Genomic DNA, 25,981 nt, shown 5'->3' with positions numbered 1-25,981 from the left:
CGACCTGTCCTCGTAATACGTGGAGCCGCCGACGACGGCGTCGCAGGCAACGATGCATTCCTCGATGGCGCTGTCCTCCAATCGCATACCTGCCCGTCAGCGACCGAACCCGCCCCCATCGAACTCGGCGTTGCCGTCCGCCGGGTTCCCCGATACACCGGCCGCCGACCAGGGCATGATCACGATCGGCCGGAGCATCTTCCATTCGGGCGCCCGGCGCGAACGAGATCCGATTGCACCGAAAGGATCTCGACGGCGAGGGCCGGCACGCGATCAGGTTCGACCCCGTCCCCATTTGTCATGCTCGTGTACGCGAACCAACGCGCCGGCGATCATGCCGGTCCGGCGGCGGAATCGTCCGAGCCGATAGTGCGACCGGGGAGCGGGCCACCGAGAGGTGGGGCAAACCTGTCGCCTATCAGCGCTGAGAGTTTGCTGAGGAAGCGCGCTACCCATCGGGCCGGATAATCCGGGTACCAGGAAACAGCAGCCGTGGGAAGCGCGCGCTGAACAAAGGCCGCAAGTGTCCGTGCCTGGCCCGAGTCGGGTGCATCCGAGTCGAGGAGATCCACCAGGCGGACCGTATCGCCCATGACTCGTTGCAATTGGAGCAAGTCCACATACGGTCGCAGTCGCGTGGGGATCAGTTGCGTGTCGGGGTCGGTGCCCGCGTTGCGCTGCAGCGCGACGGCCACTTCGTAGTCCGGCGGGCCGTAGAGAGCGAGACCGTAATCGATGAGGACAACCGTGCCGCCGTCGCGACGGATGACGTTTCCGGTGGTGATGTCACCGTGCAGAAGCTGGAATCGCTGAGCTATCAGCATTGATTCCGAGCCCGCGAGAGCGGCCGTCAACGAAGCCGGGAACTCCAGGTGATCGAACACCCTCCGGTACAACGGATTCCGCCGGAGCTCCTGGTACTTCTCCTCCGTATGCTCGACGAGCATACGGAAGAAGCCCGCCGAGTCGCCCGACTCGGGATACTGTTCCGGCAGGGGGAACAGAGTTCGAGTGATCGGGACCTCGGCCAGAACGGCACGCAATTCATCGACCATGGCAGCGGGGTCGCCGGACAAGGCGGATACCGTACCACCCGGTATGCTCCGGTGGATCTCGAACAGCACAGTATCGTCCTCGGCTGATTCGACATACAAGATCTGCGGCAACATGGGCAACAGATCATTTCGGCCGAGCCGGATAGCCGTTTCGGTGATCGCCTGGACAGTTCGGTGCTCCTGGGGCCACAGCCGGTAGTTCAGGCCGGAGGTCGCCGCGGAGGTCGAGTTGCGTTTCGGCTCACGCAACGCGAATTCACCGAGTACATGCACCCTGTTACCGGCACCCTCGAAGACCTCACCGAACCGGGTCACGACCTCCCGCAGCGCCAGCGCCTGCGCACGCGGCAACTCGACACCGCTACCACCCCCGCGGATCCGATACTCGCCCGCGGGCAGCAGATTCGCGAGCAGCGGATGTGCGCGCAGTGGTGCGTCGCCGGCGATATAGAACTCGGACTCCTCATCCGAGTCATCGGGTTCCTCGGGACGGACCGCCCCACCGGGTTCCGACGCGAGATCACCTCGTGGCTGTCCGGAATCGGCGCCGATTCGGGGCCAGGCGCGCAGGGGGGTCGCGCCGGGGAGGCAGCCGACCGGCGGATCGTGGGCCTCTTCTCGCTGCCACGCTATCCGGCCGGCGGAATCCGGCACCCCGCCTTCGACCGGGTACCCGCGATTGTCCAGGAACACCGCGTACATGCCGGCACATTCGGCATCCTCCGACGGGACGAAATCCGGAAGGTAGCGACCTTCGTCCAGATCTCGCAGCTCGACCCTTTCCCCGTGATGCACCCAGCGAACCAGCAGCCGGGCACGAACCGGACCCGCGGGCGCCCCTGGATCCACCGGCCCGAACACCACCGCCGCAATGCGGTCACCCCGCCTCCAGCTCTCGGCGTCGGCTGCTTGCCCGTGCGCCCGCAACCGTGCCACCGCATCCGCCAGCCCCTCGATCTGCTGCGCCCGGCCCCCCAGCCCCTCCGCGACCGCACCGACCGATACGTCGCCCGAACCGGCGGTGACCCGCAGCTGGATATCACCGCGACGGTGATACCTGGCCACCCACCGGACTGCTCGCGGCCAGGACTGGCTGTCCGGATGCTCGGACCACTCCGTCGCCGGCGGCGTATACGCGGCATCCCCTTCCTGAGCCGGCTGTTCCCGGCCGATCTCCGCAGCATGCTGCCGCCCGCTCCCCCCGGCCTGGGGTTTCTGTCCGGCCGACGGATACACGAACTCCGCGACCCGATCGGCAGAGCCGCGCACCAGCCTCCCCAGGCGACCCGCCGCCGGCCCGAGAATCGGGGAGGCGATATCGCGCACCCGCGCTTCGATACCGGCGGGAAGGAGGCGGGCGACCCAGTCTGCGGTATCGACGCCGGTACCCAATACCAGTTCCGTGCCCGCCCGCAGGAACGTGGCGAACATGTAGCGGTCGACCACCCTCATCATGTACTTCTCGACCGTCCGGCTGCCCATCCGCGACCAGATGAAGGCGGCCAGGTACCGCGCCCGCAGATACTCGTAACCCGACAGGGCCCGGCACCCGGGGAAATGGAGCGCCGACCACAGATCGTCCTTCATATGCTCTGCCCAGAATGCGTACTCCTCGCCGGACAGCACGTTGCGCATTTCGGCGTAGTCGTCGTCGAGCAGCGGACGACCCGAGAAGTACTGCATTCTACCGAGCAGGATCAGCAGCAGCTGTGGCATCTCGTCCATCGATGTCGCACGCAGCATGTTCGCCCAGCGCGAAGCCCGCCGCTTGATGTCCTCGCGATCGGTGGATCGCTGCGGCTCGTTCTCCGGCAGCGTTCGCAATTTCCAGACGGTGACGGTCGTCCCGTCGGCCGCCAACTTCTGCTGTCGGAAGAACAGCGAGCGCCAGCTGACCTTCCCGTTGTGTACCAGCTGGTCGACCGCCAATCCGGTCACGGCGAACAGTGCGAACGCCGAGTAGATCGGCGCCCGTTTGACAACCCGACCCAACTCGAGAAAGTCCTTCTCGGTGAATTCCTCCCGGAAATCCGATTCGCGTACCTTGTCGACAATTACGGAGTAAAGCTCGGAGACGATCGTGGCGAACTGGCGCCGGCTCATCTTGCGGAAGTCCCTGTCCGGGATTTCCAACGCTTCGATTTTCTCGGCCGCCGCCTTACGCAGGCTTTCGAACCATACCCCCCGGGCGCTGACCCAATCGGCGCCGAAGCGTTCCCCTGGTTCGGGTCTGCGAAGCTTCTTCACCTTCTTCATATAGGCGAATGCCACGGGATCGATCGCGATGAGTTCATCGATCGCGGCATCCACCGGCGCCCAGTACTCGGACCCGCCCGGCAGCGGATGGCCCTCGGCTCGCGGTGTCACGCGCGCGTCGACCGGCCGTGATCCTGCCCCCGGCGCCACGGAGTCGGAATGTCCGGTATCCGGTTCCAGTATGCCGCCGCCCCATCCCCAGCGGGCGGTCCCTGGTATTCGTACTGCTCCGCGAGGTCACCCTCACGCGTGGCGCCGGCATCGTCGGCGTCCGCCGAACCGGACGACAACCGTGCCCGCTGCTCAGCCGGTGGCCGGGAACTCGGGTCGAGTCCGCTCGAATCGCTCGTGTCGCGTGGCCGATTCGAATCTTCCGGGTAACCCCAGCCCCGGCCGTTCCAGGGATTCGTGTTGAACGCCAGGACCTCGAACGGAGCGTCGGAGGGGATGTGTGTCAGTGATCGAACTCGGCGTGGTCGGCCCGCGTCGAGAAGTTCGGCTGAATCGACGGCACCGGCGAACCGCACTTCAGGCCCCGGTGCGCCGCCGTTCGCCGGTCCGCCTAGGGACTCGTCTCGTGGCGTAGCCCGGATCGGTCCCTCGTCGACTTCGCCGTCGATTGCCGCGCGAACCGCATCGGAGGGTACCGATCGGAGTTTCTCGCGGGTTTCGGCGATACGCCGGCGTTCGACATGCTGCGGCGAGGACAAGGCCTGCCGTGGTTCCACGGCTCGCTGGCTCTGGGTGATCGTCGGCTTCCGCTCGGCGAGCCGATATCGGCGGTCTGTCTCCGCGAGTGCCGATTTCACCTGTTGTGCATGGATGATCCGCTCGGCTTGATGGGGGTGCGGACTGTGCCGTACCGCCGCGCGGGCTTCGGCGAACGTTTCACCGAAGTTCAGCGTGCCGTCCGCGTTGAAGCAGTACCCGCACAGCACCGTCCGCAACCGCTTCAGAACCTGGGAAACGTCGCAGGGAGGGCCGGTACCGGTGAAGAGTTCGGCCAGCAGAGGGGCTACCTCCTGCCACTCTTTCTCCTGGTACCGTCCCAGGTCCTCGATGCCGACCGGCGCGGTGGTGTCCGGTGTCTGCGCTCTCGCCGAGTACCGCTGTGCCGCATGGGCCAGTTCATGGGCGAAGATGGCGCGCCAGGCCGAACCGCGCAGCGGGGGATGGAAGCCGTCGTCGACCGCGATTCGATACGATACTTCGAGATACTCCCTGTTGATCGCCCACTGCTCGCCGAGTGTCATTACCAATCCGTCCCGCGCGGGGGATACGAGCGCGTAGGCCGGATCCCGGTACGGCGCCACTCGCAGTTCGACGAGGTCGGTACCGCCGATCTCTTCGTAATGGTCTACGACCTCGTCGACGAGTTCCAGCACGGTCTCGAGATCGACCTCGACCATCAAGAGGCTCTCGAAACGGAGCGGGTGCCCGATTCGCGCTTCCAGCCGGTGCAGCGCCTCGAGCTTCGACCGACGGTCTGCCCGCTCCTGCTCGCTCGCCGGGGCCCGATCGGTGTTGCCGTCGGCCGAGCTCGTTTCCTCGGCCAGTCTCACCAGAAGCTCGTAGAGAACCGACTTCCCCTCGGTCGCCTGATCGCCGGATTCGATCCCCTGTTCGGCCGTTTCGTTGCGCGCACCGACGAACGACCGGACGAGGGCCGGATTCGGCAGGAACACACCCTTGTAGAAGCACGGCTCGGGAAACTGCCGGTACAACCAGGTCGTGAACTCCGCACTATCCGGGTTACCGTGCTCGTTCCGGTAGTGCTCTCGCAATGCGGGCAGGGCCTGCCGCTCGGCGCGCCAGCGACCGGCGATGACCAGTGCCTTGCCGATTCCGGCGACGGCGGCTCGGCGAATCTCGTCATCGGACACACCCCGCTGGGCGGGTACTGTCAGCATCAGCCGCGTCCCGGTGATCGCGGAACCGAAAATATTCGCGTTCGCGACAGCCGACACGGATTCCGGGTCCGGTGAATTCTCGTCGTCGTAATGTGCGACGACGAGTTCGTCCACCGCGATCGGGAATCGCGTCAGCAGGTCGTGAACCGTCTCCACCATCGCCCGGCCGGCCGATTCGGTCAGCTTGCCGGAGCCTTCGACGACGGTTCCGTGCCGCCGCAGCAGCTGATCTCCCGTGGATACCGGCCGACCGTCCGCGAGATTCCGATACAAAGCGGTCGCCTCGACCAGTTCACCGAGAGTCGGATCCGCCGACTGCTGCGCCAGCCGCATCAAGCCTGCCTGCTGCTCCGGTGCGGGCCACGACACCGGGGAGCCGTCGGGTCGGCCGAGGATACCGGCTACCTGATCTTCGAAATCTTCGATCAGCAAACGCGTTTCGAACTGCCTGCGCGCCTCATCGGAAACAGTTGTCTTCATGACGTGGAGAGCGGTCAGGAATCGGCCGAGCACACCCGGCAACAGCCCTGGTGCCCGTCCGGCCGCCACACGGCTCCAGCCGGCGTCGTCGAGGCGGTCGGTTTCCTGCCGCACCAACGACAGGGCCTGTTCCAGGTGCTCCCTGTCCAGGGTCTCCGGCGTGATCCCCAGAAGCGACGACAGCTGCGCAACTGCCTGGTCGAGCTGCTGCGGGTTCCCCGTACGTTGCCCCCACGGTCGAGTGCGGGCACCGCGTTCCAGCGCCCCGAGCCGACCGGACCGTCCACGCTGCTTCTGCACCCCGGCGTCGAGCACTTCCCGCGCTGGTCGCTCCTCGACGGATGTGGAGGACTCCGTCGGGGCCGGGGGTTCGTTCGCGGGCCGGGGAGGGTCGGCATCGGGTCTGTCGGCCTTCGCTGCGCCGGTGGGGCCGTCTGTGCGGGGTCCGACATCAGGTCGGGGCCCGGTACCGCCGCCCGGGTTGTCATCCTCTTCGGTGTCGTCGTCACGGCCGGGTTCGAACCGCCGGAAAGGCGATGTATCGCCGGAGTTCCCGGGGTCCAACATCATTTTGAGGAATCGGATCGTGAGCGCCATCTCGAATGCGGTCTGCCTGGTGTCACCCGCGAATTCGTGCCCGCCTTCCTCGCTCTCGTAGAACCACACCTCATAACCCAGTTCCTCGAGGCGTGCCGCCAGTTTGCGACCGTGGCCGGGGTGAGTGCGGAGATCCTTGGCGGAGGACCGGATCAAGATCGGTGGACGCCATGGGCCGAAAACGATCTCGTGATACGCGGAGATGATGTTCGCCCGTTCAACGGGATCTCTGGGGTCGCCGTACTCGGAGATCCAACTCAAGCCCGAGCCCAGGAAGATGTATCGCAGCATATCCACCAGGGGCATCTGGGCCACCAGAGCGCCGAACTTCTCCGGATAGCGGGCAAGCATCATAGCGACAACCAAGCCGCCGTTACTGTTTCCGATAGCGCCCAACTGTTTGTAGGTGGTGACGCCGTTCCGCACAAGGTCGTCCGCTATCGCCGCGACATCTTGATAAACCTTTACTCGATTTTCCTTGATGGAACTGCTGTGGTGTTTCGGGCCGAGCTCGCTGCCGCCGCGAGTATTGGCCAGCACGAGGATATTCCCCTCCTCGAGCCACGTCCTGCCCATAACGGGGTCGTATTCGGGAAGCTGTGAGATCTGGAACCCGCCATAGACGCGCATGATCGCAGGACCGGTTGCACCCTCTTTGCGGACCACGGAGTACGGAATACGAGTCCCGTCGTCCGACACGGCGAAGAACTGTTCGGTGACGATACCGGAGGCGTCGAAAGCCGGCGGCTCCTGTTCGATCAGTCGCAGCACTCCGTCGGCCGATCCGCTGTGCACAACGGGAGGTGTGGTGAAACCGGTGGACCACACCAAGAAATTATCGTCACCGGACTGCGGGTCCAATCCGATCACCTTGGAAGTGGCATTCTCGGGAAGGTTCTCCACCGGGCGGCGAGTCCAGCGGCCGTCGGAGCCCAGGGTGAGAATCTCGATTTTGGTTTGGACGTTGTGCAGCGAGGTCACCAGCAGATGCCCGGCTGTCCACCCGTATTCGAGCAGTGCGGTGTCCTCGGGGGTGAACAACGGCTCGAACTCTCGCCCACCGGCCAAGAAATCGTCCAGAGCAGTCGCCAGCAGTGACCCCGCCGGATACTCGCGACCACCTACAGACCAGTCCCTGGTGAGTTCCACCAGCATCTGATTATCGAACCATTTGACGACCGCATCGTGGGGAACATCGAGCCGTTGAGTCGATCCGTCCGAGTGCACCACGTAGGTTTCACGATCGAAGAACCCGATGAACCGCTGCACCTGACGAGGATTCGTACCTCGGGGGATATTGTCCGACGCATTCACGATCCCATCGTCCGGGGAACCTTCGAACAAAGTATCCGCTTCGTGTAGCGCGGTCCCTCGCCACCAGCGTTTCACGACGATCGGACTCCCGGACCCGCTCATGGTCCCCGGACCGAAATCCGTTGCCACATCGATGTGATCGGGGCCGAACCATTCGAACCGGGTCTTCGCGTTCGGTAGGCGGAAACCGCCTTCTTCGGGGCGAACGAATTGTTTCGTCACGAGGTCGAACTCGTGCAACTCATGGGTGTCGCCACCGCCGATCGACAGCGCGATCAACGCTCGACGCGGCCCCCGCCTCTGCCCCTCGGAAAGATCGAGGTCCTGCACCTTGGAACGACCCCAGACCCAATTGACATCACTGGGACGATAGCCCGGAGAACCCGGCGTAGACGGTGCTCCGTTCTCGTCCTGGCCGAGCGTGGCCACATCGATCAGCACCTCCCAGGTCGCGGCACCGCCGATATAGTCCGCGAAGCGGGTGCGTCGCCACTGCCCCTTCGGGAAATCGGCATCGGCATGGAACCTGTAGAGCTGATCACCGCGGCGTTCCGGCCAGAAATCCTGACCACCACGGTCGGGCCTGGAATTGACATGACCCTCGCTCGCCACATCGAGGATTCTCTGCTCCATTTCGGCGAACTCCGGACCGGATGCAAACTCGGCGACCGTTCGGTCGCTATGTTCGCGGACCCAGGCATCCTGGCGCGCGCCATGAACTTCTTCCAGCCATATATACGGATCGCCCCCGTTTTCGTTGCCGGTCAATTTCGGACGGCTGTCCGCTGATTCCACACCCTCACTCGCCGCATGTGAATCGCCCGGGGAATGGTGAAACCAGATCGCCGGGCCGCCCAGCCCCGCGAAACCGGGTCCACCGGCAAAGATGTTCCGAGCCCGCCCGGCGGCCGGGCCGGCTCCGGTGGTCTCGTCACCGGGATGGAAGGCCACCGGACCGGGCCCCGCGGTGGCACCTCCGGCCGGTCCTGGCCTGGGGGGTTCGGCGCCCGGGTAGGGCTGCTGGGCAGCGGGCGACGCATCACCCGCGCCGACTCGGGCTCCGACTCCGGATTGCGGCCCTTTCGCCGCTTCCGGCAGGTGCTTGTCGTCCTTCGGGCCGTCGCCTCTCGGATCGGTGCTTCCGCTCGCCGGAGGTCGACTCCGCGCCGTGCCGGTGGTCTGCTGCCGGGGGTCGTCCCACAATCGGCTTTCGTCCGCCCGCTCACCGTGATGGTGGAACTGTAGGTGCGGCGGCTGGATACGGCGACCTCCACGCCGGTAGGGGAAGTGAGGGTCGAGCGGGTTCGAGTCGACGTGGTGGAACAGTTCTAGGCCAGGCAGCGTATCGACGGGCCCACTTCCTACACCAGATCCGGTAGGCGCGGTAGACGTGTGCCGGGACCCACCGTCGGGCGCGAACAGACCTCCCACGGGGGATGCCTCGTTTTCCGATAGCCCGCCCGCAGGAGTACCGGATCGCCGTGCGCCGTGCTCGAACGCCTTGTTGTTCTCGACGAGAATGTGCCGGGCGATCTCGATCAACTGCGCCGGCGGCGGAGCTGCCTCGGGATGGCGCCGGGTGTAATGAGTTCGCCAATAGTCCTCATAGGACTGTGTCGTCCCCTGCCCGATATCAGTCCAGTCACGCATGAGGGCGACTTTGTTGCGCGCCTCGTCTCGGGTGATGCTGCCCGCCGCGTACTCCTCGTAGATCGCCTCGTACCTCGAGAAGTAATTACCGCCGGCCGGAATGTAGGGACCGCCGCTGCGTTCGACTTCCCACATGCATTCCACAGCGAACAGTTTCGCCTCGCACTCGGCCCGTAAACGTTCGACGACGAGTCCTCCGACCCAGTCCTCCACGGGACCACCCTGGTATCCCGCGTCCCGGAACGGACTGGCGGCGGTCGCCAGGGCTACCTCTTCGGCGATCGTGGCGGTCGTCTTCTCGGCGAAGTACGCGTTCCGGTACTTTCCGTCCACGGCGATCTTCCGCTCGTCGCGGTCCGCGTAGCTGCCCGCTCCGGCCGTGGCGTATTCGAACGTCCACCCGGCCGCACGCAGGCCGGTGATACGGGTGGTAAGAGTCGCCGATTTCGCTACCAGGTCGCAGACTTCTTCGCCGAGTTCGGGCACGATCCGGCCCGCGGCCAGCACCCGGTCGCCGTCGTTCGGGCCGTCGGCATCGGTCCGCTCTTTCCACTCACGAACAGGATCTGCCACCGGGCCGGATGCGGCACCCGCCCGCGGGCTCGCCTCGATGGCAGCGTCGGCATCCTCGGATCGCCGCGCGCTGTTCATTTCCATGGGAGAACTGCCGGCGAGCGGAGAATAACTGCCACCCCAGTAAAGGCGGTACGCGAGACCGTCGGTGGACGCCCACATCGTGTGCTGGACGCTGCGCAGCCGCAACGGGACCGCGGTCTCTGTGCCGATTCGTTCGAGAAGCTCGCTTTCGGCGCGGTCGGCGCGCAGGACCAGATCGTCGCTACCGGTCACCCGACCGAGACGGATCGTGCGGAAGAGTACCTCACCGACGGGGTCGGGCGCGGGCCAGGCGACGGCGGGACGGGTGGTGGGCACGACCTGGCCGGTCGTGGTCGACGGCGGCTCGATCACCAGGGCATCGCGGGCAAGCGCTCGCAGCCAGCCGAATCCGAACATGGTGCGCCAGCGTTTGACCAGGGCACGCACCGCCATACCGCCGGCGGCCGCGCCCACCACTGCGGCGGGCATCCAGCCGGCGATATCGATGCCGTGCGCGTCCAGCACCGCACCACCGAGCAGCGCACCGCCGGCGGAACCGGCCAAGGTGATCGCGCTACCCACACTGACCGCGCGGCCGTACAGTTCCCGCGGCAGGAACTCCTGCTGATGACCGACCACCCTGGCGTTCATCGCCACACCGGCCATGCCGAAGCCGAAGGTGCCGACGGCCACCACGAACGGATTGGTGGTGGCTGCCTGTATCCCGGCTGCTGCGGTGAATCCGGCGAGCCCTGCCAGGAACAGGTTGTCCACCTTGGTCTTGTCGATCAGCCGGGACGGTAGGAGCCCGCCGGCCACCGCGCCCAGTGCGCCCGCGGCGAGCACCGGCCCGGCAGCCCAGCCGGGCAGCTCCGCCGCGTCGACGACTGTGGCCGCCCGCAGATTGAGTGCCGCTACGGCCGCGTTGGTGAACACGATCGTGCCTGTATACGGGCGGAGGAAGGAATCCCGCCACACCGCCTGCCCGCCGGCTTTGAGTTCGCGGGCAACCTCCCGCGGCTGGTGCTTCCGCGGCGTGTGCACGGGGAAGTGCTCCCGCATCCCGGTGAGGGCCCCGATATTCAACAGGTAGGACAACAGGTTCGCGCCCACGGGCACCGATTTGTCGATGCTCAACAGCACCGGCCCCAACGCCCGCCCACCGGTCCCGGCCAAGTACCCCTCCACCGCGGACATCCGGTTCGCCCGGGGGCGCTGCTCGGGCGTGACGAGATCCAGCACGGAACCGCCGAGCGCGCGCAGATAGAAGACCGTGGCAGTGCCCTCGACCAAAGTCGTCGCCGTGAGCAGCGGGGCCAGATCCACTGCGCCGGAGAGGACACCGCCCATGGCGAGGAACGCGCCGCCCGCACCGACGGCCTGCGCCCACTGCATCATCTTCAGCCGGTCGGTGAAATCGGCGAGGTAGCCCGCGGGGACTTCGAAGAGAATTTTCGGGAGGAAGGTCGCGAAGGTGGTGGCACCGGCGGCCATCGGCGAACCGGTCTCCTGGAGAATCAGCAATGGCAGCGCGGACTGCTGGATGCTGTCACCGAGCCCGGTGATGCCGTTCGAAATGAACAAACGCCGATAGGGCTTGTTGGAGCTGAACAGCTCCCGGGTGGACACGATTTGCGGCTCGGATGGGCGGGGCTGCCCGACCGCTCCGGCTTCGGATCCCAGCGCTGCCTCGTCACCGCGGGGCGACGCCGCCGCCTCGCCTCCTCGCGGCGGGCGCTCGGACTTCCCAGCAGCACGGGATAGGAAGCCCGGCCTCGGAACGGCCCCCGGCATCCGCTTCCTGCCCGCGTTGTCGCGTCCGTCATGGCCACGAGAACCGCCCTGCTCATCGTGTCGAGGATCGTCACCGTGGCGGTCGCCGTGGTGGAATGCCTGTGCCTGATCCGGAACACCCCGGCCCATGTATGGAGCCCAGGCCAGCGGGTCGTGGGGGCTACGCCGAGGCTTATCGAGGGCCTCCTCGATATCGACCGCGTGGCCGGGAGCGGGCCGGGGGCGGTACGAGGCCCGGCGCACTGCGGTATCGGACGAGGGATGTCCGTCGTCGTGAACACGCGCCGACTCGGTCCCAGGGTCACGTGCGGCGACCGGTTGCGACGTTCCGTTCTCATCTGCCGCCGGCCGGGTCGGCGTCGGGGTGGGGGCATTCCGATCGCGAACGGTAAGTCGCGGGGTAGTGCCGTCGCCGGTGATGGGCGGGGCATCACCGCTGTCCAATCGGGGCCGCGTGCCCGGGGCCGGCAGTCCCTCCGGCCGTTCGATCTCCGCTGTCTGTGGGAGTAGGTAGCCGTACTCGAAGGTCTGGTCCCCGTCTTCGTCGGTGAAGGTACGAGTGACCACGCGGCCGAATGCCCGGCCGAGCGCGAGCTCGGGGATTCCGGTGACCGATTCGACCCACAACATCCGGGTTCGGGGGGGCGACAGGAAGACACCCAGGTCGACGAAATCGAACCGATGCGAAGGTATATGGCCGATATCGGCGGTCGAGTAGCCCGGGTTGAAGATCGTTCCCGTTCTGTCGCTGCCGTCCGCTAAGTACGGGATCGTCACGAAGAAAGCGCGATCGGAGCGGTGGTGGTGCATCGTCTCATCGGCCCGGCGAACATGCTCTGCCACTTCGGTCGGCGCGTCTCCCGGCTCTTCGGCGCCCGTCAGGTAGGCATCGGCCGCCACATACCCCAGCGGGCTCGCCGAGACTTCGTCCTTGATCCAGGCCAGGGATCTACGTACCGGTTCCGGGAAAGGCTCGCTCCAATACTGCCGGGCGAAGTCGACAGCCTCCGCACGGGTTTCGAACATCACTGCCGAACCGGCCAATTCGGCGAGAGCGACTTCGTGCTTGCGTTCGACCGGGAGGGCATCGAACTCGCTGTCGGGCATCCGGTCGGCGAGCGTGCCACCCTGGTTCGTATCCTGCGCCACCACCGGGACGACATCCGCCGCCTGATCGGTCACGATCCGGCCCTCCAGGACCGGAGCCGGCACGTCGATCTTCCCGAGCTCGGCATTCAACCGGTTGACCTCGTCGGCGTAGCGCACCAGCGTGTCGAGCTCCAGGACATCGGCGGCGAGATCGGCCGTATCGGAATCCGACCCGAAGGCCAGAGCATCCAGCTGATCCGCGTCAAGACTCTCCGGATCCCTCGCCGGGCCCGCCAGAAGTTCGCGCGCCGCGTTTCGCTCTTGCCGCAATTCCTCCAGCCGCAGCACACGGAGCTCAGGCCGAGCGGGATCATTCTCCAGCTCGGCGGGGCGCACTCCTCGGGCCTCGGCGAATTCATCACGGAATTGCCGCGCCTGTTCACGGTCACGCTCGAGCCGCGCTCGCCGCTCCGCCGCCGGTACCGCACTGCTATTACTCGTCGGATCCGGGTCGCGCGGCTCCCCTCCGGAGCGCTGGACGGGCACCGGCACAGCCTCGGCAGTCTCACGCTGGACCATGATGGAGACGGTTTTGCCCGGCGCTGCGTCGCGGGCGAGCGCGATGCGCAGAGCGGTCACATATTCGGCGATTATGACCGCACCGCGGCCATGCTCCCCGGTCTCGCGGTGGCGCATCGAATCGTCGTTCTCAACCGAACCCTGCCCCTGGAAAGTCGCCAGCCAGCGATCTACCCCGGCCGGGTCGACCGCTGTACGCGGCGCGTCCTCTCCGGGGTCCACGTTGCTTTCCAGCCGCCACGTGGGCAGCCCGCGGGATCGATCTTCCACCGACAGTACGAACTGGTCCTCCGCGAGGTAGCCGCGGACGACGACCTCTCCGTCAGTGTGCAGACCTGCGTTGGTGACCACCTCCGACACCGGCCACAAGAGATCGGCGATCTGATCCGGATCCCATCCGGCGCCGGTCAACAGTACGCGCGTGGCATTACGGACCGTATCGACGCCGTCGGTGGCCTCGATATCACCCGGAGCGAAGGGGAACTCGAACTCGGGCCGGTCCGCCGACGGCGGAGGATCGCCGGGCTGTTCGCCGGCGAAGAAAGTGGTCCGCCTGGTGCGCCGCCCACTCTTCAGCAGCTCGAAATCGCCCTTCGACAGCGGGGTCTCGTCCCACAGTTCGATAATCCGGCCCGAATCGGTGGCGGTGACCCGGCCGGTTTCGCCGGGTTCGTCCCGAGCAGGCAGGACCCGGCTCTCGTCCACCACCGCGATCGCGATCCAGCGCTGGTCACCGACGCCGCCCTGCGTCGACTCGACGACCGCGGGCCCCTGGGCCGTACGCAGCATCGCCTCGACCATGTTTTCCGCGGCGCCCGGGTGGCCGGCGACGGGCCAGCCCTCGAGCACACCGCGAACCCTGTCTCGGGCTTCGGCGATACGCTCGGTGAGCGGGCGGCTCGGATCGAGCGCGACCACCACCACCGGGTCCGCTGCCGAACCCCGGTTCGCGTTACTCGACGGCCGCGTGGGCGACGACGCCGTTTCCACCGCCGGCACCCCGGTAGACCCTACCGACTGCGCTGCGGGGTCATCCCACAGCCGACCCGAATCATGGTGGTGGAACTGCAGGTGCGACGGCCCGACACGCCCTCTCGCACCCCGGCGGTAAGGGAAGTGAGGATCGAGCGGATTCGGGTCGATCTGGTAGAACAGTTCGATCCCGGGTGGTAGCGGATTCACCGATCCTCCGCCCACAGCCCCGCGTGACTGCGTGCCCGGCCCCGTAGAAGCATCGGCCGGGTCGATCCGACCGCCCGTCAGTGCTCGGGCGACCTTCTTGGCCAGCGCCTCCTTCGAACGGGCCCGCAGACCTCCGGGGAACAGCCACGACACCGCGTTACCGGTATCCGCCTCGCCGTGGGTATGGGCCAGTTCGAACCGGTTCAGCCAGTTGGCCTCGTAATTCTCCCGCATCTGGACCGCTATCACGACGCCCGCGACTTCGATCTCGTGCGAGGTGGTAGCGCCCCCGATATTCGGCGGCTTGTCCCACCATCGAGGCCGGGGATGGTGCTCTTCGGTGAGCATCCGGATCACGACGGCGCGCGCGCTGGTCTCGTCCACGTCCTCGGTGATATCGATCCGCGCTTCCAGATGCTCGATCTCGGTCGATGAGTCGAACCCGCCGAGCGACTCCATCCAGGTGTCGAAACCGACCGGCCCACCCGACCGGCTCGCGGTTAGAGCCTGTGGATACGCCATCAACAACCGAGCGCCTATCTCGGCGTTGCGCGGCCGATACTCCCGGCTTTCGAACTCGAAGTCGACCTCTCCGTTCGAGCGCGGACGGAGAGTGATGTATCCGACCTTGTAGGGCGACGAACGCGCCAAGGCGCCGCGGAATTCCGGATGCTCGGCGATCAATTCACGTCGCGCCCGCTTGTGCCGGCCGGCGGTGGCCACGATCAGCAGCGTGGACTTCTCGCCGGACCGGCCGGGCACGAGCTTGGCGTGTTCAGTGAGCCAGGTTCCCTGTTCATGCCTGCGACACCGGTGCTGCTGGTGACGGCGGGTCGCCTCGTCATCGAGAACCCCTAACGCGTCGTCGATTTCGGTAATCGCAGCGGTGAGCCGGACGATCGCGGCCGCCCGCTTCCGGATCGACACCGCGCGCTCCCGGTCCGCGGGACCCAACCGGTCGACCAGCGGCTTCCTCGGGTCGTCGGCCGAGAGCCCCGCGGGGTCGTCGAGGACGGACAGCGGCACGTCCGCCAACTGCGCCGGATCCAGCTCCGACCCCGTGGCCAGGGCACGCCAATGCTCATTCACTTCCCGGCGCGCATCCCGCAGCTCCACCGAATCCGGGCGCAGCCGATAGTAGTCCATCCCTTCTTCGGCCAGCTCGCGGGCCTGCGCGCGCAACAGCGAGATGCGCTTCTCCATGAGCCCGAAGTCCAGGACGGACGGCCCGTCAGCGCCCAGCGGCCGCGGCGGTTCGACCGGTTCCGGCTCCGGTTCGTGCCGTAGCGTCCGCAGTTGCCGCAGCACCTCCGCCAACCGCGCCAGCTCGGCCTGATGACGCCGGAGTTCGAAACGTTTCTGTGCGGCGCCCTCTGGCAATGTCACTTGGTCCAGGTGTGCCGCGTCGGTCCCCACGGCGACGATCAGCCTGTCCAGGTGTCCGTCGATCAATTCTGCTCGACGCGTGAGCTGTTCGAGCAGCTGCCGCGAATCGGTGCGGCTCGTCCGTGATCCCGCGCGCGTCAGCTCGTGTCGTTTCATCAGTTCATCGCGTTCGCGCTCCAGCCTGCCGATCGGGTCCGGATCATCGCCCGCCTCGACATCACCGGTCACGGCGCCCGCCCTGTCGTCGACTTCCGCCCAGCCCTGGGCGGTCCATCGCACAGTCCGTCGCACGACTTCGAGATCGGCGTGGACCAGTACGGCCTCGCCCGCAGCCCGGTCGAGCTCGTCGAGCTCGGACCGGCGCCAGCCACTCCAGCCGACCCGCGCCAGGGCCGGATCGAGTGCCCGCAACTGCTCACGCACCTCGTCGATCCGCCCCCAGGGCATACCGTCGACGTCCAAGGAGACTTTGCGGAACCCATCGATCTCGACGATTCGCAGCAGTTCCGACAGCCGCCCCAGCGCTTCCGGCAGCACAGTGATATCGAGGTTCCCGAACGGCGAGTGGTCGTTCCGGTGATAGCCGGTGGAATACTGCACGGGCTCGACGCGGTCAGGGCCGTAACACAACGCGCTCGCGATGCGGCGGGCCCGCTCCACCGAGGTTGAATCGTTCGCCCGCAGTGCCGCGGCATAGTCGGTGGTCAGGTCCGCCAGCTGCGCACGAACGTCCACGTCCATCGGGTGCAGCGGGGTTTCGGCCCCGGTGAAGACGAAACCTGCTACATCCGAGGTATCGCCTGGTATAGCAGGCAATATCTCTTTCAGCACGACGCCGTTGTAATCAACTGCCACTATCCGGCCACGGACATTGACCAGCGCACCCAGCTCGCGCTCGGCGCCGGACAGCACGACCACCGCACCGTCACCAGACGCCTTCAGTACCCGGGTTATCTGCTCGGTACCGCCGGTGAATGTGCGCGGGAAGGAACCGAGCGCGGCCGCGACCGCGAAATCTGGGCTGGGCTGTTCGCCACTGTCCATCTCGAGCGGACGGATATCCGCATTGCCGGTCAGTGCGGTGGCGAGCGCCACCACGGCCGGGCCGCGGTACCAGGCCGGGTCGGTGTGGCCGCGGTCGGACTGTGGCGATCCCGCGAACCCGGTCGCGATCTGCTCATCCAGTTCCCGCACCTGACCGCCGAGCCGGTCGAGGTCAACGGCGAGCCGGCGCAACTCCGGTAGCCCCTCGGCGCGAGCCGGCGGCCGCGGCAGGTAGAACCTATCCGGCTCTTCCGGGGGCGGCAGCGGGGTCTGTGCCATCCGGTCCAGCTGCCGCCGGCTCAGCGTTTCCGGCTCCAAACCGAGTTTTGCTGCCACCTTCCGGTATTCGGCGGTGACGACGAACTGCTCCAATACCACCGCCGACCGGCGCGCGGCCAGGCCGGGCAGTCCCTCCTGCCGCAGCGCGGCGGCAGTGGTGAAGAGCCGAGCGAACTCCTCGCCGCGCTGCCGCGCTGCGTCCGCATCGAATTGCGGGACCCGTTCCGCCTGCCCGTCGATCGGATGCGCCGGACGTTTGTCCGGCCCGAAGAAGACAGCCTCCACCTTCGACCAGGAATCGTCTTCCGGATCGAATTGTCGTAGCCTGCCCGTGCTGCCTTCGATCTCCATGATCGTGCCGTCGATATTGGACAACACAAACCGTTGCGCACCCCCGCGCCACGATTCCGACACCAGTGCGCTCGCGCCCGGGCCGAGGTGACGCAACTCCCACGCCAGATACGCTTGCCCCGGGTAACGCAGCACCGGTGCGCGCACACTGCCGGCCAGGTCGTCGGGGGCGGCGCCCAGGTCCGGGCGGTCGGGTCTGTGCACCCATTCCGGACCGACCAGGTCCGCCAAGGTTTCCAGTGCCCCGACCAGGTCCGCGTGCCGGCCGAGGTCGCTCTGCCGCGGGTCGATTCCTCCTGCCTCCAGCAGACGCGTCAGCTCGCGGTCGGCATCGGCCAATCGGTCCCGCGCCTCCCGGTACCGCCGGGCCGATTCCCGCTGCTGCGCCTGGGTCGCGGGATCGGGCCGCCGGTGGGAAAGAGCGAATGGGTCGTTGTCCGCGGTATCGCGGTCCCGCCACCCGCTCAGGTCCATGGTCTGTGTGTCCCAGTACCCGAACCACAGCAACGCGGCGGTATGTTCCCGGCTCGCGGCGGCCAACTCTTCGAAGAATTGTTCGACAGAGTCGATCTCCCGAGGTCGGCCTTGCGCCTCCACCGTCTGGTTCGTGGCGAACAGCTCCGCACGCTCGTCATGCATCCGCCGACGGGCGATATCGGCGACAAACCTCGCACCGGCCAACGGCACCGTCCGCGCCGGCTTGTGGGGGGCGCCGTCGTCGAATCCGAACGCGGGCAGCATCCGTCCGGGACGGCGGAACGCACCGGCCTGCCCGATCGATGCAATTTCCGGGGACTCGTGAACATTCACCCCGGGGCGTGCCGGATCGAGCTCCTCGCGTGGCCCGGTGGAGCCCTGGGCCGGTCCGTGGCCGGGGGCGTCCGGTGCCGCACTCGGCGGATCGCCGGCCTGCGCATCGTCCGGCGGGTCGACCGGATCGTCGGTCAGCGGGCCTTCGACAGGATTGGCCTCACCCGGCGAATCCGATGGAGTGAGCCCGTCGAAGTGCGGAGCCATCGGATCTTCGGCGTTCAGATCGAACAGCACGGCGCGCGCGGGTGCGCGCCGATGTGCGCCGTCCTCCAGTTTCAGGTCTTCCCAGGCACCCAACTCGTAGACGCCGTGCACTCGACTGTCGGACACGACGATCACGGCGCCCGCGGAAGCACGGTCGACGCGGGTGAGTTGGATCGCGTGGCGGCGGCTCGCCCCTTGAATCAAAACCAGCGCGGCGTCGGCGGTATCGGAGAAGCGCAGGTCTTCGACCACCTTTTTCCACGTGGAGGGTGGCTGTTCGGTGACGGCATCGGCCAGCATTGCCCATCTGGGATCCGTCGGCGACGGAGTCCCGTTTCGGGACAGGTGGCCGATTGTGCTGCTCGCCCGCGCCAAGCAGTCTCGCGCTTCCATACGCAGCGTGCCGATCTCATCGGTCCCGGTGGAGCGTTTCCAGTAGGCGACAAACTGTGCATCCGCATCCCGCGCCCAGGTCCGACCCGTGACGCCCTGCCCGCCGAACGTCGTGAACAACGCCTCCACCCATGGACGCGCGCGGTCCCGCCACGCGAGGTCCACCTCGACGGGATCAGGCAGGGCAAAGATCTCGGCCACCGGCTCGGCGACCTGCTGGAGATCGGTGACGAAACTCTGTCGCTCGCTTTCCGGCCACTCCGGCGGGTTCGCTCCGGGTACATACGCCGACAGCGCTTCGAGGAGCTCCAGGACGGCGTTCGCCGCCGCGGCCAGCTCCGGCACGAGCTCCAACAGCGGCCGCTTCCGCGGGTCCTGGGGATCTGAGCCGGTTGCGTACTGATGCCACAGTTCATGGGTCGTCCGCCACACAATGGCGTTGAGCTGCCGTCCGGTGTGAACCATTTCCGCGACCGGGAAGGCCACGCCGGAACGGTGCGCGTCCAGCTCGATCGCGGCTCGTCCCAGTAGTGTCCGCAGACTTTCGATGCCTCGCTCGACACCGGAGAATTCGCTGTTCGACCACTCGACCAGCTCCCCGTACTCCTGGTCGGTGACGTCGCGACGTTCCTCCAGCGCGGCATAGTCGAACGTGATGGGTACGCCGACCAGACGCGCGACCGCCTCCGCGGCACCGATGTCGCCGAACCCCTCATAGGACAGATCGCGTTTTCGCGGCTTCTTCAGTGCCTTCCCGATCCTGTACGCCAAATGCTCCGGGCTCGGGTCGTACATGCCCGAGAACCACGGCGCCACCGCGCTGGACACCGCGGCACCCCGTGGCGACCACGGCTGATGACGCGCCACCCGGAACAACTCCTGGTCGGTGTCGAACTCCATCTTGATCACCGCACCCAGGCCGGGGACCAGATATCCCAGAGCTCCGTGGCCTGCGCCCTCGTCCACCCCCTCCGGCGGGATCGAGCGGTTCCACCACGACGGCAACGGCTGTTCTCGAATCGCCATGCTGTAGAGCACGCCCGCGGGATGGTCGGGCCGCCGCAGCTCGGGGTTGTCGTGTGCCATCCGGTACCCGATTTCGAGGACATCGGCGCGTAGCCCGCCCGCGACGACCTGGTCCCAATAGGGCAGGTCGGACTCGTAGGATGCGTTCTGATGGTTGAGCGCCCACCGATCCTGGCGAAGCGCCTCCTGCCGCTCTTTCTTCTCGTTGAACTCCGTCTCACTGCTCTGCTTGCGCTTCACCTCGTCCGCTCGGGTGTAGAACGCGTCCGGACCGAGCAGACCCAGCCACTTCTTCCACTCGAGCGGCAGCGGCTCATCGTTCTGCAGTGCTGTCCAGCTCAGCGTCAGGTACTGCGTTCTGAGCATGGCGACGGCCTCGTCCGAGGTCGGCCGGCGATACGGGCCCTCCGCCTCGTCCCGGGTGATCGACCGGATAGCCGTCGTGCCGTCCGGGTGCACGGTCACTTCCAGATACTGGATGTGGGTCCCGTTGCGCCACAACATGTCACGGTAGTGATCGCTGTCCAGGGCCAGCTCGGTGAGTGCCGCCAGATGCTTGCCCTTCTCGGCGGCGACGATCAGCAGATGCCCCATACCGGAGTAGGAAGCGACATGGTGACTGAGCTTGCGGCCCTGATTCCACCCGTCGCGGTAACGCCTCATCTCCTGATCGATCACCTGACTACAGGCGTTTTTCCCGATTGATTCGGTCGGGGCGAGCGGCGACGGCCTCGCTGCCGCGGGCAGCGCGGGCACCTCGCGCGGTGGCGGTTCGGTCGCCCGGAGGCGCGCAGGTAGGTCCTTGGTACCGCCCCGAAGCGCCGCACTGATCCTGTCTATCACCTCGAAGGGCCAGTCGTCGGCGATATCGAGTTCACGGGACAGGAACGCAGACAGAGCATTATGTCTTCTGGAAATACGCAGGTTGTAGCCGCCGAAGGCGTGACTGATCGCGACCGTAGGTCTACCGAGGGCAGGTACGTCGAGCGAGTACTCCTTGTCGTGCCGGAATCTCGGCGACGTCACCTCGGGTAGTGGTATCTGCCGCAGATAGAGCCGCTGCATGATCTCCGCGGGATGACCCGGCCCCACCATCGGATTTGCCTCCGCCATCCGGTAACCGATTCCCATGATGTTGCCGCGAAGCCGACCGACGACAAGGTCGCCCTGATCCGGAAGGTCGGTCTCCGACTCGTCATTGCGATGATTGATCGCGTTCGGATCGTGGCGGAGTGCTTCGAATTCCGGCTTACGCGCGTCGTACACCCCTTTACGGAACCGGGTCGCAATGTCCTTCTTCTGGTAGAAGGCATCGTTACCGAACAGCAGCAACCATTCGTCCAGGGGATCCGCGGTGGTCCCCTTCTTCCGGGCCTCCACATACCCGCCGATCAACGCCGCGAAGGCCTCCTCGGGCGTCGCGCGGCGGTACGGTCCCTCGGCCTCGTCTCGGGTGATGGGGTTCAGCTCCACGCCGCCGTTCGGCCATGGAGTGACCCGCACATACCGAATCGCCAACCCGGGCCGCCACAGTGCATCGGCGAACTCCTCGTGCTCGGTGAGCAATTCATTCAGTGCCGCCACATGCTGGTCACGACGCGCCACCACGAACAGCAGGTTCCGCTCCGGGAACCAGGCGACCTCACCGGTGAGCTGCTCGCCTTCCGGGTCGCGGGCAAGCTCCTCGTCCAGCGCACGCTGCACGGCACTGGCGACCGGATCCGGGCGGGGAACAACCTCGGACCCACCGGGATCCACCTCCCCACCACCCCGATCCGGATCCAGCTCCCCACGTGGTCCGGCAGCGCCCTCGACCGATTCGTTCCCGGGCTGCTCGCGGCCGATCTCGAGGTCTACCGGAGGTTTCGTATCGCCCGGTGTGCCATTGCCTGGCGTGTATTCGACCAGCGGAGCTCGGAAGCGGTTACGGAGGATCGCGTAAGTGCGCAGCACACCCGGCTTCTGCTGCCCCCATTCGTATTCGGTCTCGACCATCCGTGTGGTGGGACGTTCCAGCGTCGCCGCCGTGCTCTCACCCGGGACCCAACGGCGCTCGATGAGCCGCGGCCGACCGCGCGAGTTCAGTCCGCCGACGTAGATCAACTCGTCGACGTGCCCGCCCGACTCGTACTCGACCACCACCGCCGCGTGCGCGCCCCGACCCATTTCCATCAGGTCGTGAGCGATTCTGTCGGTCGCTGTCTTCGGCCTTACCTCCAGGAACGAAGAGAGTTCGTCGTCCGGACGGTAGCTCCTGGGCGCGCCATCGGCGACCGGGCCGCCCCAGCTCGCCTGCAGCGCCTCGCTGAGTTGATCGGGTGTGCGGCTGATACCGGCCAGCAAGCGCGGGTCCTGGTCGGTCCACTCGGCGATGACGTACTTCGTGCAGTCCGGCGGCAGAAGTCCCTCGAGGTCGTGCTCGGCCAACGGCGAAGGCGCCCGGGACAAGCTCGGGGGCCGGTATCCGGCCCCGTCGCGGGCTGGTACTCGGTCCGGATCATCGGCGGCGACTCGTTCGCGCCGCAGTGCTGTACCGGGTGCGGTCGCGGCATTCACTATATCGGTGGTGTCGCCGTGCTGGATGAAATGCACCGCCGGCAACGAGCCGCCCCGCGGCAGGTGGTCCCGGGTCGAGGCCCGGGCGTTGACGGCGTCGACAAGGTGTTTCGCGGCCTGCTGGTGGCTGTGCGCGGTACTGACCCACATCACTTGCGCTTCGGGCGTGCGCTGGTTTCCCGCCCCGGTGATGAGGCCCTGCGTGACGGCGGTGATCCCCCGCGCCGAAGCCGACTCGTCCCGGTCCAGGACGTGTACCTTCCACACGGCGGAGGTATCCAGGTCCTCGAAGGCGACCACGGGCCCGTCGATGTCCAGTAGGTGCACGGGCACCGGGTCGCCGGGAACTGTGGCCGCCGCCCGCTCTGCCTGCACCAATGCGTCCCGGAGCTCCCACAGTTCCCGCCACTGCCGTTTCTGCGCGACGGTGCGCCCGGCATCGCCGACCCGCTCCAGCGCGGCCAATCGGTGCACGATCTCGTAGCGGTTCATGCGGTTGAGCCAGCGGGCAGGGATGCCGGCGAGATCGATCTCCGCGGCCGGACGGCCCCCCTCGGCCAGCTCCCACCGCTCGGCGGAGGTCTTGGAGGCGAAAAATGCTGCGGTGTCCGCGAATTCGTGCCGGCCTTCCCAGAGCCCGGCCGACCGTTCCCTGGCGCCGGGCGGCGGCGCGAAGGGTAGCGATTCACGGACCGCGACCGAGACTTCCGCGCGTACGCGATCCCAGGCGAAATCAGCGTGTTCGTCCGCCAGCATCAGGTTCTTGAACTTTATGGCGGCGTCGATCATCTTCTCGAATCGCCGCAGTCGATCCGTCGAGACCGGACCGCTGTCCTTCAGGCGATCGAGTCTGTTGCGCAGACTGTCGGGCCCTTCCCGGAAACGACCTGTGATTCCCACGTCCGACAGGTCCACTTCGCACTGAGCGGCCAGCCGATCGAGCTCCTGCCTGGTCTGCTCGATATCGGCACGGATCGCGTGGTGCTCTCGCGCGCGGGCATCGAGCCGGGCCGCGATAGCGTCGAGAATCCGCGCCTGGTCGTCGGCCCGCCGGAAGTCCTGGGCAGCGGTGACAAGGTCATGCAATCCGAGGTAACGGGGCGTCTGGATACCTGCTCCCGGCCGGTATGCCTTCTCGCGCAAAGCAGCTACCACGCTCAACTCCCGCGGTTCGGCCGGCAGCTGTTCGCGATCCCCCTCGAATCGCTCCAGATGCGCCTCGCGCAGTTCCGCGTAACGCCGGGCGGCCTCCGCACGCCGCCGGTACGCGTCGCGCTGTTCACGCTCCAGCGCCTCGATGCCTTCGACCTGGGAATCCAGCCGCCGGAAGCTGTTCTCGCGGGCGAGCATCCGGTCGATCATCGCCACCGAAGCGACTACGAGATCCGATCTCCGGTCCTGCCGGACGACCCACTCCGGGGTCAGGTGCTCCACCGGCAGGCCCAGTTCTTCGGCGGCGGTTTCCGCGAATTCGAGGCGCCGCTGCTCCCACCGGGCGCGGCCACCGGCGTGCAGAATATCCGACGCTTTCAGCCTCGCCGCGAGCTCGCCCCGCCGCTGCACGGCCGCGGCCCGCATCCTGCTCAGGTCGGAACCGAAGCTCGGCCGGTCGCCGTTCGTCTCGGCTGCGACGTTCGGTACGGCATGGAGCCGTCTCGGGCTCGGATTGCCACCGGGCGGGGTATGGAAGGCCAACTCGGGACTGAGGCGAGATGTATTCGACTGGGGCGCGATACCTTCTGAGCGGCCCAGCTTCCCGCCGGGTGTGTCCAGCGCCTCGTCCAGTTTTCCCGGATCGCTCTTCGGTGCGGCCGGCTCCACGGGGCCGGCGGGCGCCCGGTCGGCCGGAGCCGGCGCGGCGGGCGCTGCCGTGGATTCGCCGGATACCCCAGTAGTGGGTTTCCGGTACTTGTGCGCCGGGACTTGCTCGGCGGGTGGGCCCTGGATCTTCGGCGGGTGCTGGGTGTGCGCGCGGGCACGCCGTCCACGCTCGGTCGAGACGGGGTCGCCCTTATTGCTGGTGTAGTAGGCGTAGAAAACTCGGTCGGGGTCCTTATAGACCGGTTCCCATTTGTTCTCACCGTTTTCGTCGCCGTCGTAGTCGCGCACCCTGGGGAGGGGATTATCGGGATCGACTTCGATGAGAGTGTCGTATACCAGGACTACTTGTTCTTCGGGTTGGTCTTCGGGTCGCTTGCCGGGTTGTTTGGTCACATTTCTGATCAGGAACCCGTGGGCCCGGTCGCCCTTCTGCACGACGACAGCGGCGGTATCGACCCCGCTCTTCGGATTCCGGACCGTTTCGACGATGGTGGCGAGGGCATCATCACCCTTCGCCGGGTACGGCCGAAGCCGGGCGCCGAGATAGGATTCGAGAATTTTCCAGTTGTCCTCGGCATCCCAGCGCGGATCGGTTTCATCTGGTTCCGGAGAAGTGTGGTGGCCGAGAGAACGGAACGTGCGGGCGAGCTGGATGGCGCAATTCTTGACCACAGCGGGTTCGAGGTCGGGGGTACTGATTTCGGCAGGTTCGGACGAACCGTCACCTACGGCCGGGTGTCGATTCTTGCGGTGCAGATATAGATACCCGAGTATCGAACCGGTGACCGCGAGTGCTCCGAATCCGGCGGCGTTCACCAGCCCTGCTGCGTCACCAAGACCTCCCAGCAGAGCGGCACCGCCCAGGGCACCGACCGCACCACCCGCCGCGCCGGTGAGCTCGAAAACCGATGTCGCGCCGCCCTCGACCCTGCGGGATATCGCCTTGTTCCAATATTCACCGAACCTCTTGTTGTTCATATTCTGAACGATGCCGGCCGCAAAAGCAGCCGAACCGACCAGCACCGGGTCCGAAGTACTCGCATACACCGACATCAGGCCGGCCATCGACATGAACGAAGCAGGGTAGGTGACTTTGAGCGGAATTCTGTTGGCCCATTTCGGCGGCCATGTCGACGCCACGATCCCGAGGCTCATCCCGGATAGCATCAGGCCTGCCGCGATCGGCGAAGGTACCTCGCTCGCGATCTTATTGAGTTGCAGACGGCCTGCCGCGTCGACGGCAACTGCGAAGAAGCTCACAAAAGTGAAATTGCGCATGAACTTGTCTTGATATAGTTCAACCGCTCCCTCATACCACTTCGGCGTATTCTTCTTCTCGATCGGTATAGAGGGAAGTTTTCGCATTATTCCCAGATTCACAAGATGCGATACAACGAGATTCGCGAACGGGAGAGCGATGGAAGCCCGTCCGAGTATGGGGCCGGCCGATTTACCTGTCGAGGCGGCCATCGAGCGCTCGAGCAGAATGTACCTATTCGCATCCTTGAAATCTGGCCGGGGATCCAACGCCTTGTAATACTTGACATTGACCGTCTTGCTTATGGAATTGAAGAACGGGATGATCACAGCCGCTGCCATCATGGC

Annotated in this window: 2 protein-coding genes (1 of these 2 running past the window's edge); both read right to left on the bottom strand. The window is 66.4% G+C overall.

The genetic code is table 11. The annotated features are described in order from the left end of the window. Positions 1-332: 332 nt before the first annotated feature. Positions 333-3,422 carry a sugar transferase gene (locus tag NGR01S_RS08630; protein ID WP_157107170.1) on the bottom strand — a complete coding sequence of 1,030 codons (3,090 nt, stop codon included), beginning with the start codon at positions 3,420-3,422 and terminating at the stop codon, positions 333-335. Next, positions 3,419-25,981 carry the 3' portion of an MFS transporter gene (locus NGR01S_RS08625; protein ID WP_063035621.1) on the bottom strand. Its footprint extends 14,196 nt past the window's final position, so the window shows 22,563 of its 36,759 coding nt (coding positions 14,197-36,759); its start codon lies beyond the right edge, outside the window — the gene reads right to left on this strand; it ends in the stop codon at positions 3,419-3,421. The genes NGR01S_RS08630 and NGR01S_RS08625 overlap by 4 nt, the downstream gene beginning before the upstream one ends.

This window comes from Nocardia grenadensis NBRC 108939, assembly GCF_001613445.1.
GTDB lineage: Bacteria > Actinomycetota > Actinomycetes > Mycobacteriales > Mycobacteriaceae > Nocardia > Nocardia grenadensis.
The sequence above is the reverse complement of the archived record's forward strand: the minus strand, read 5'-3'. Positions and strand labels throughout refer to the sequence as shown.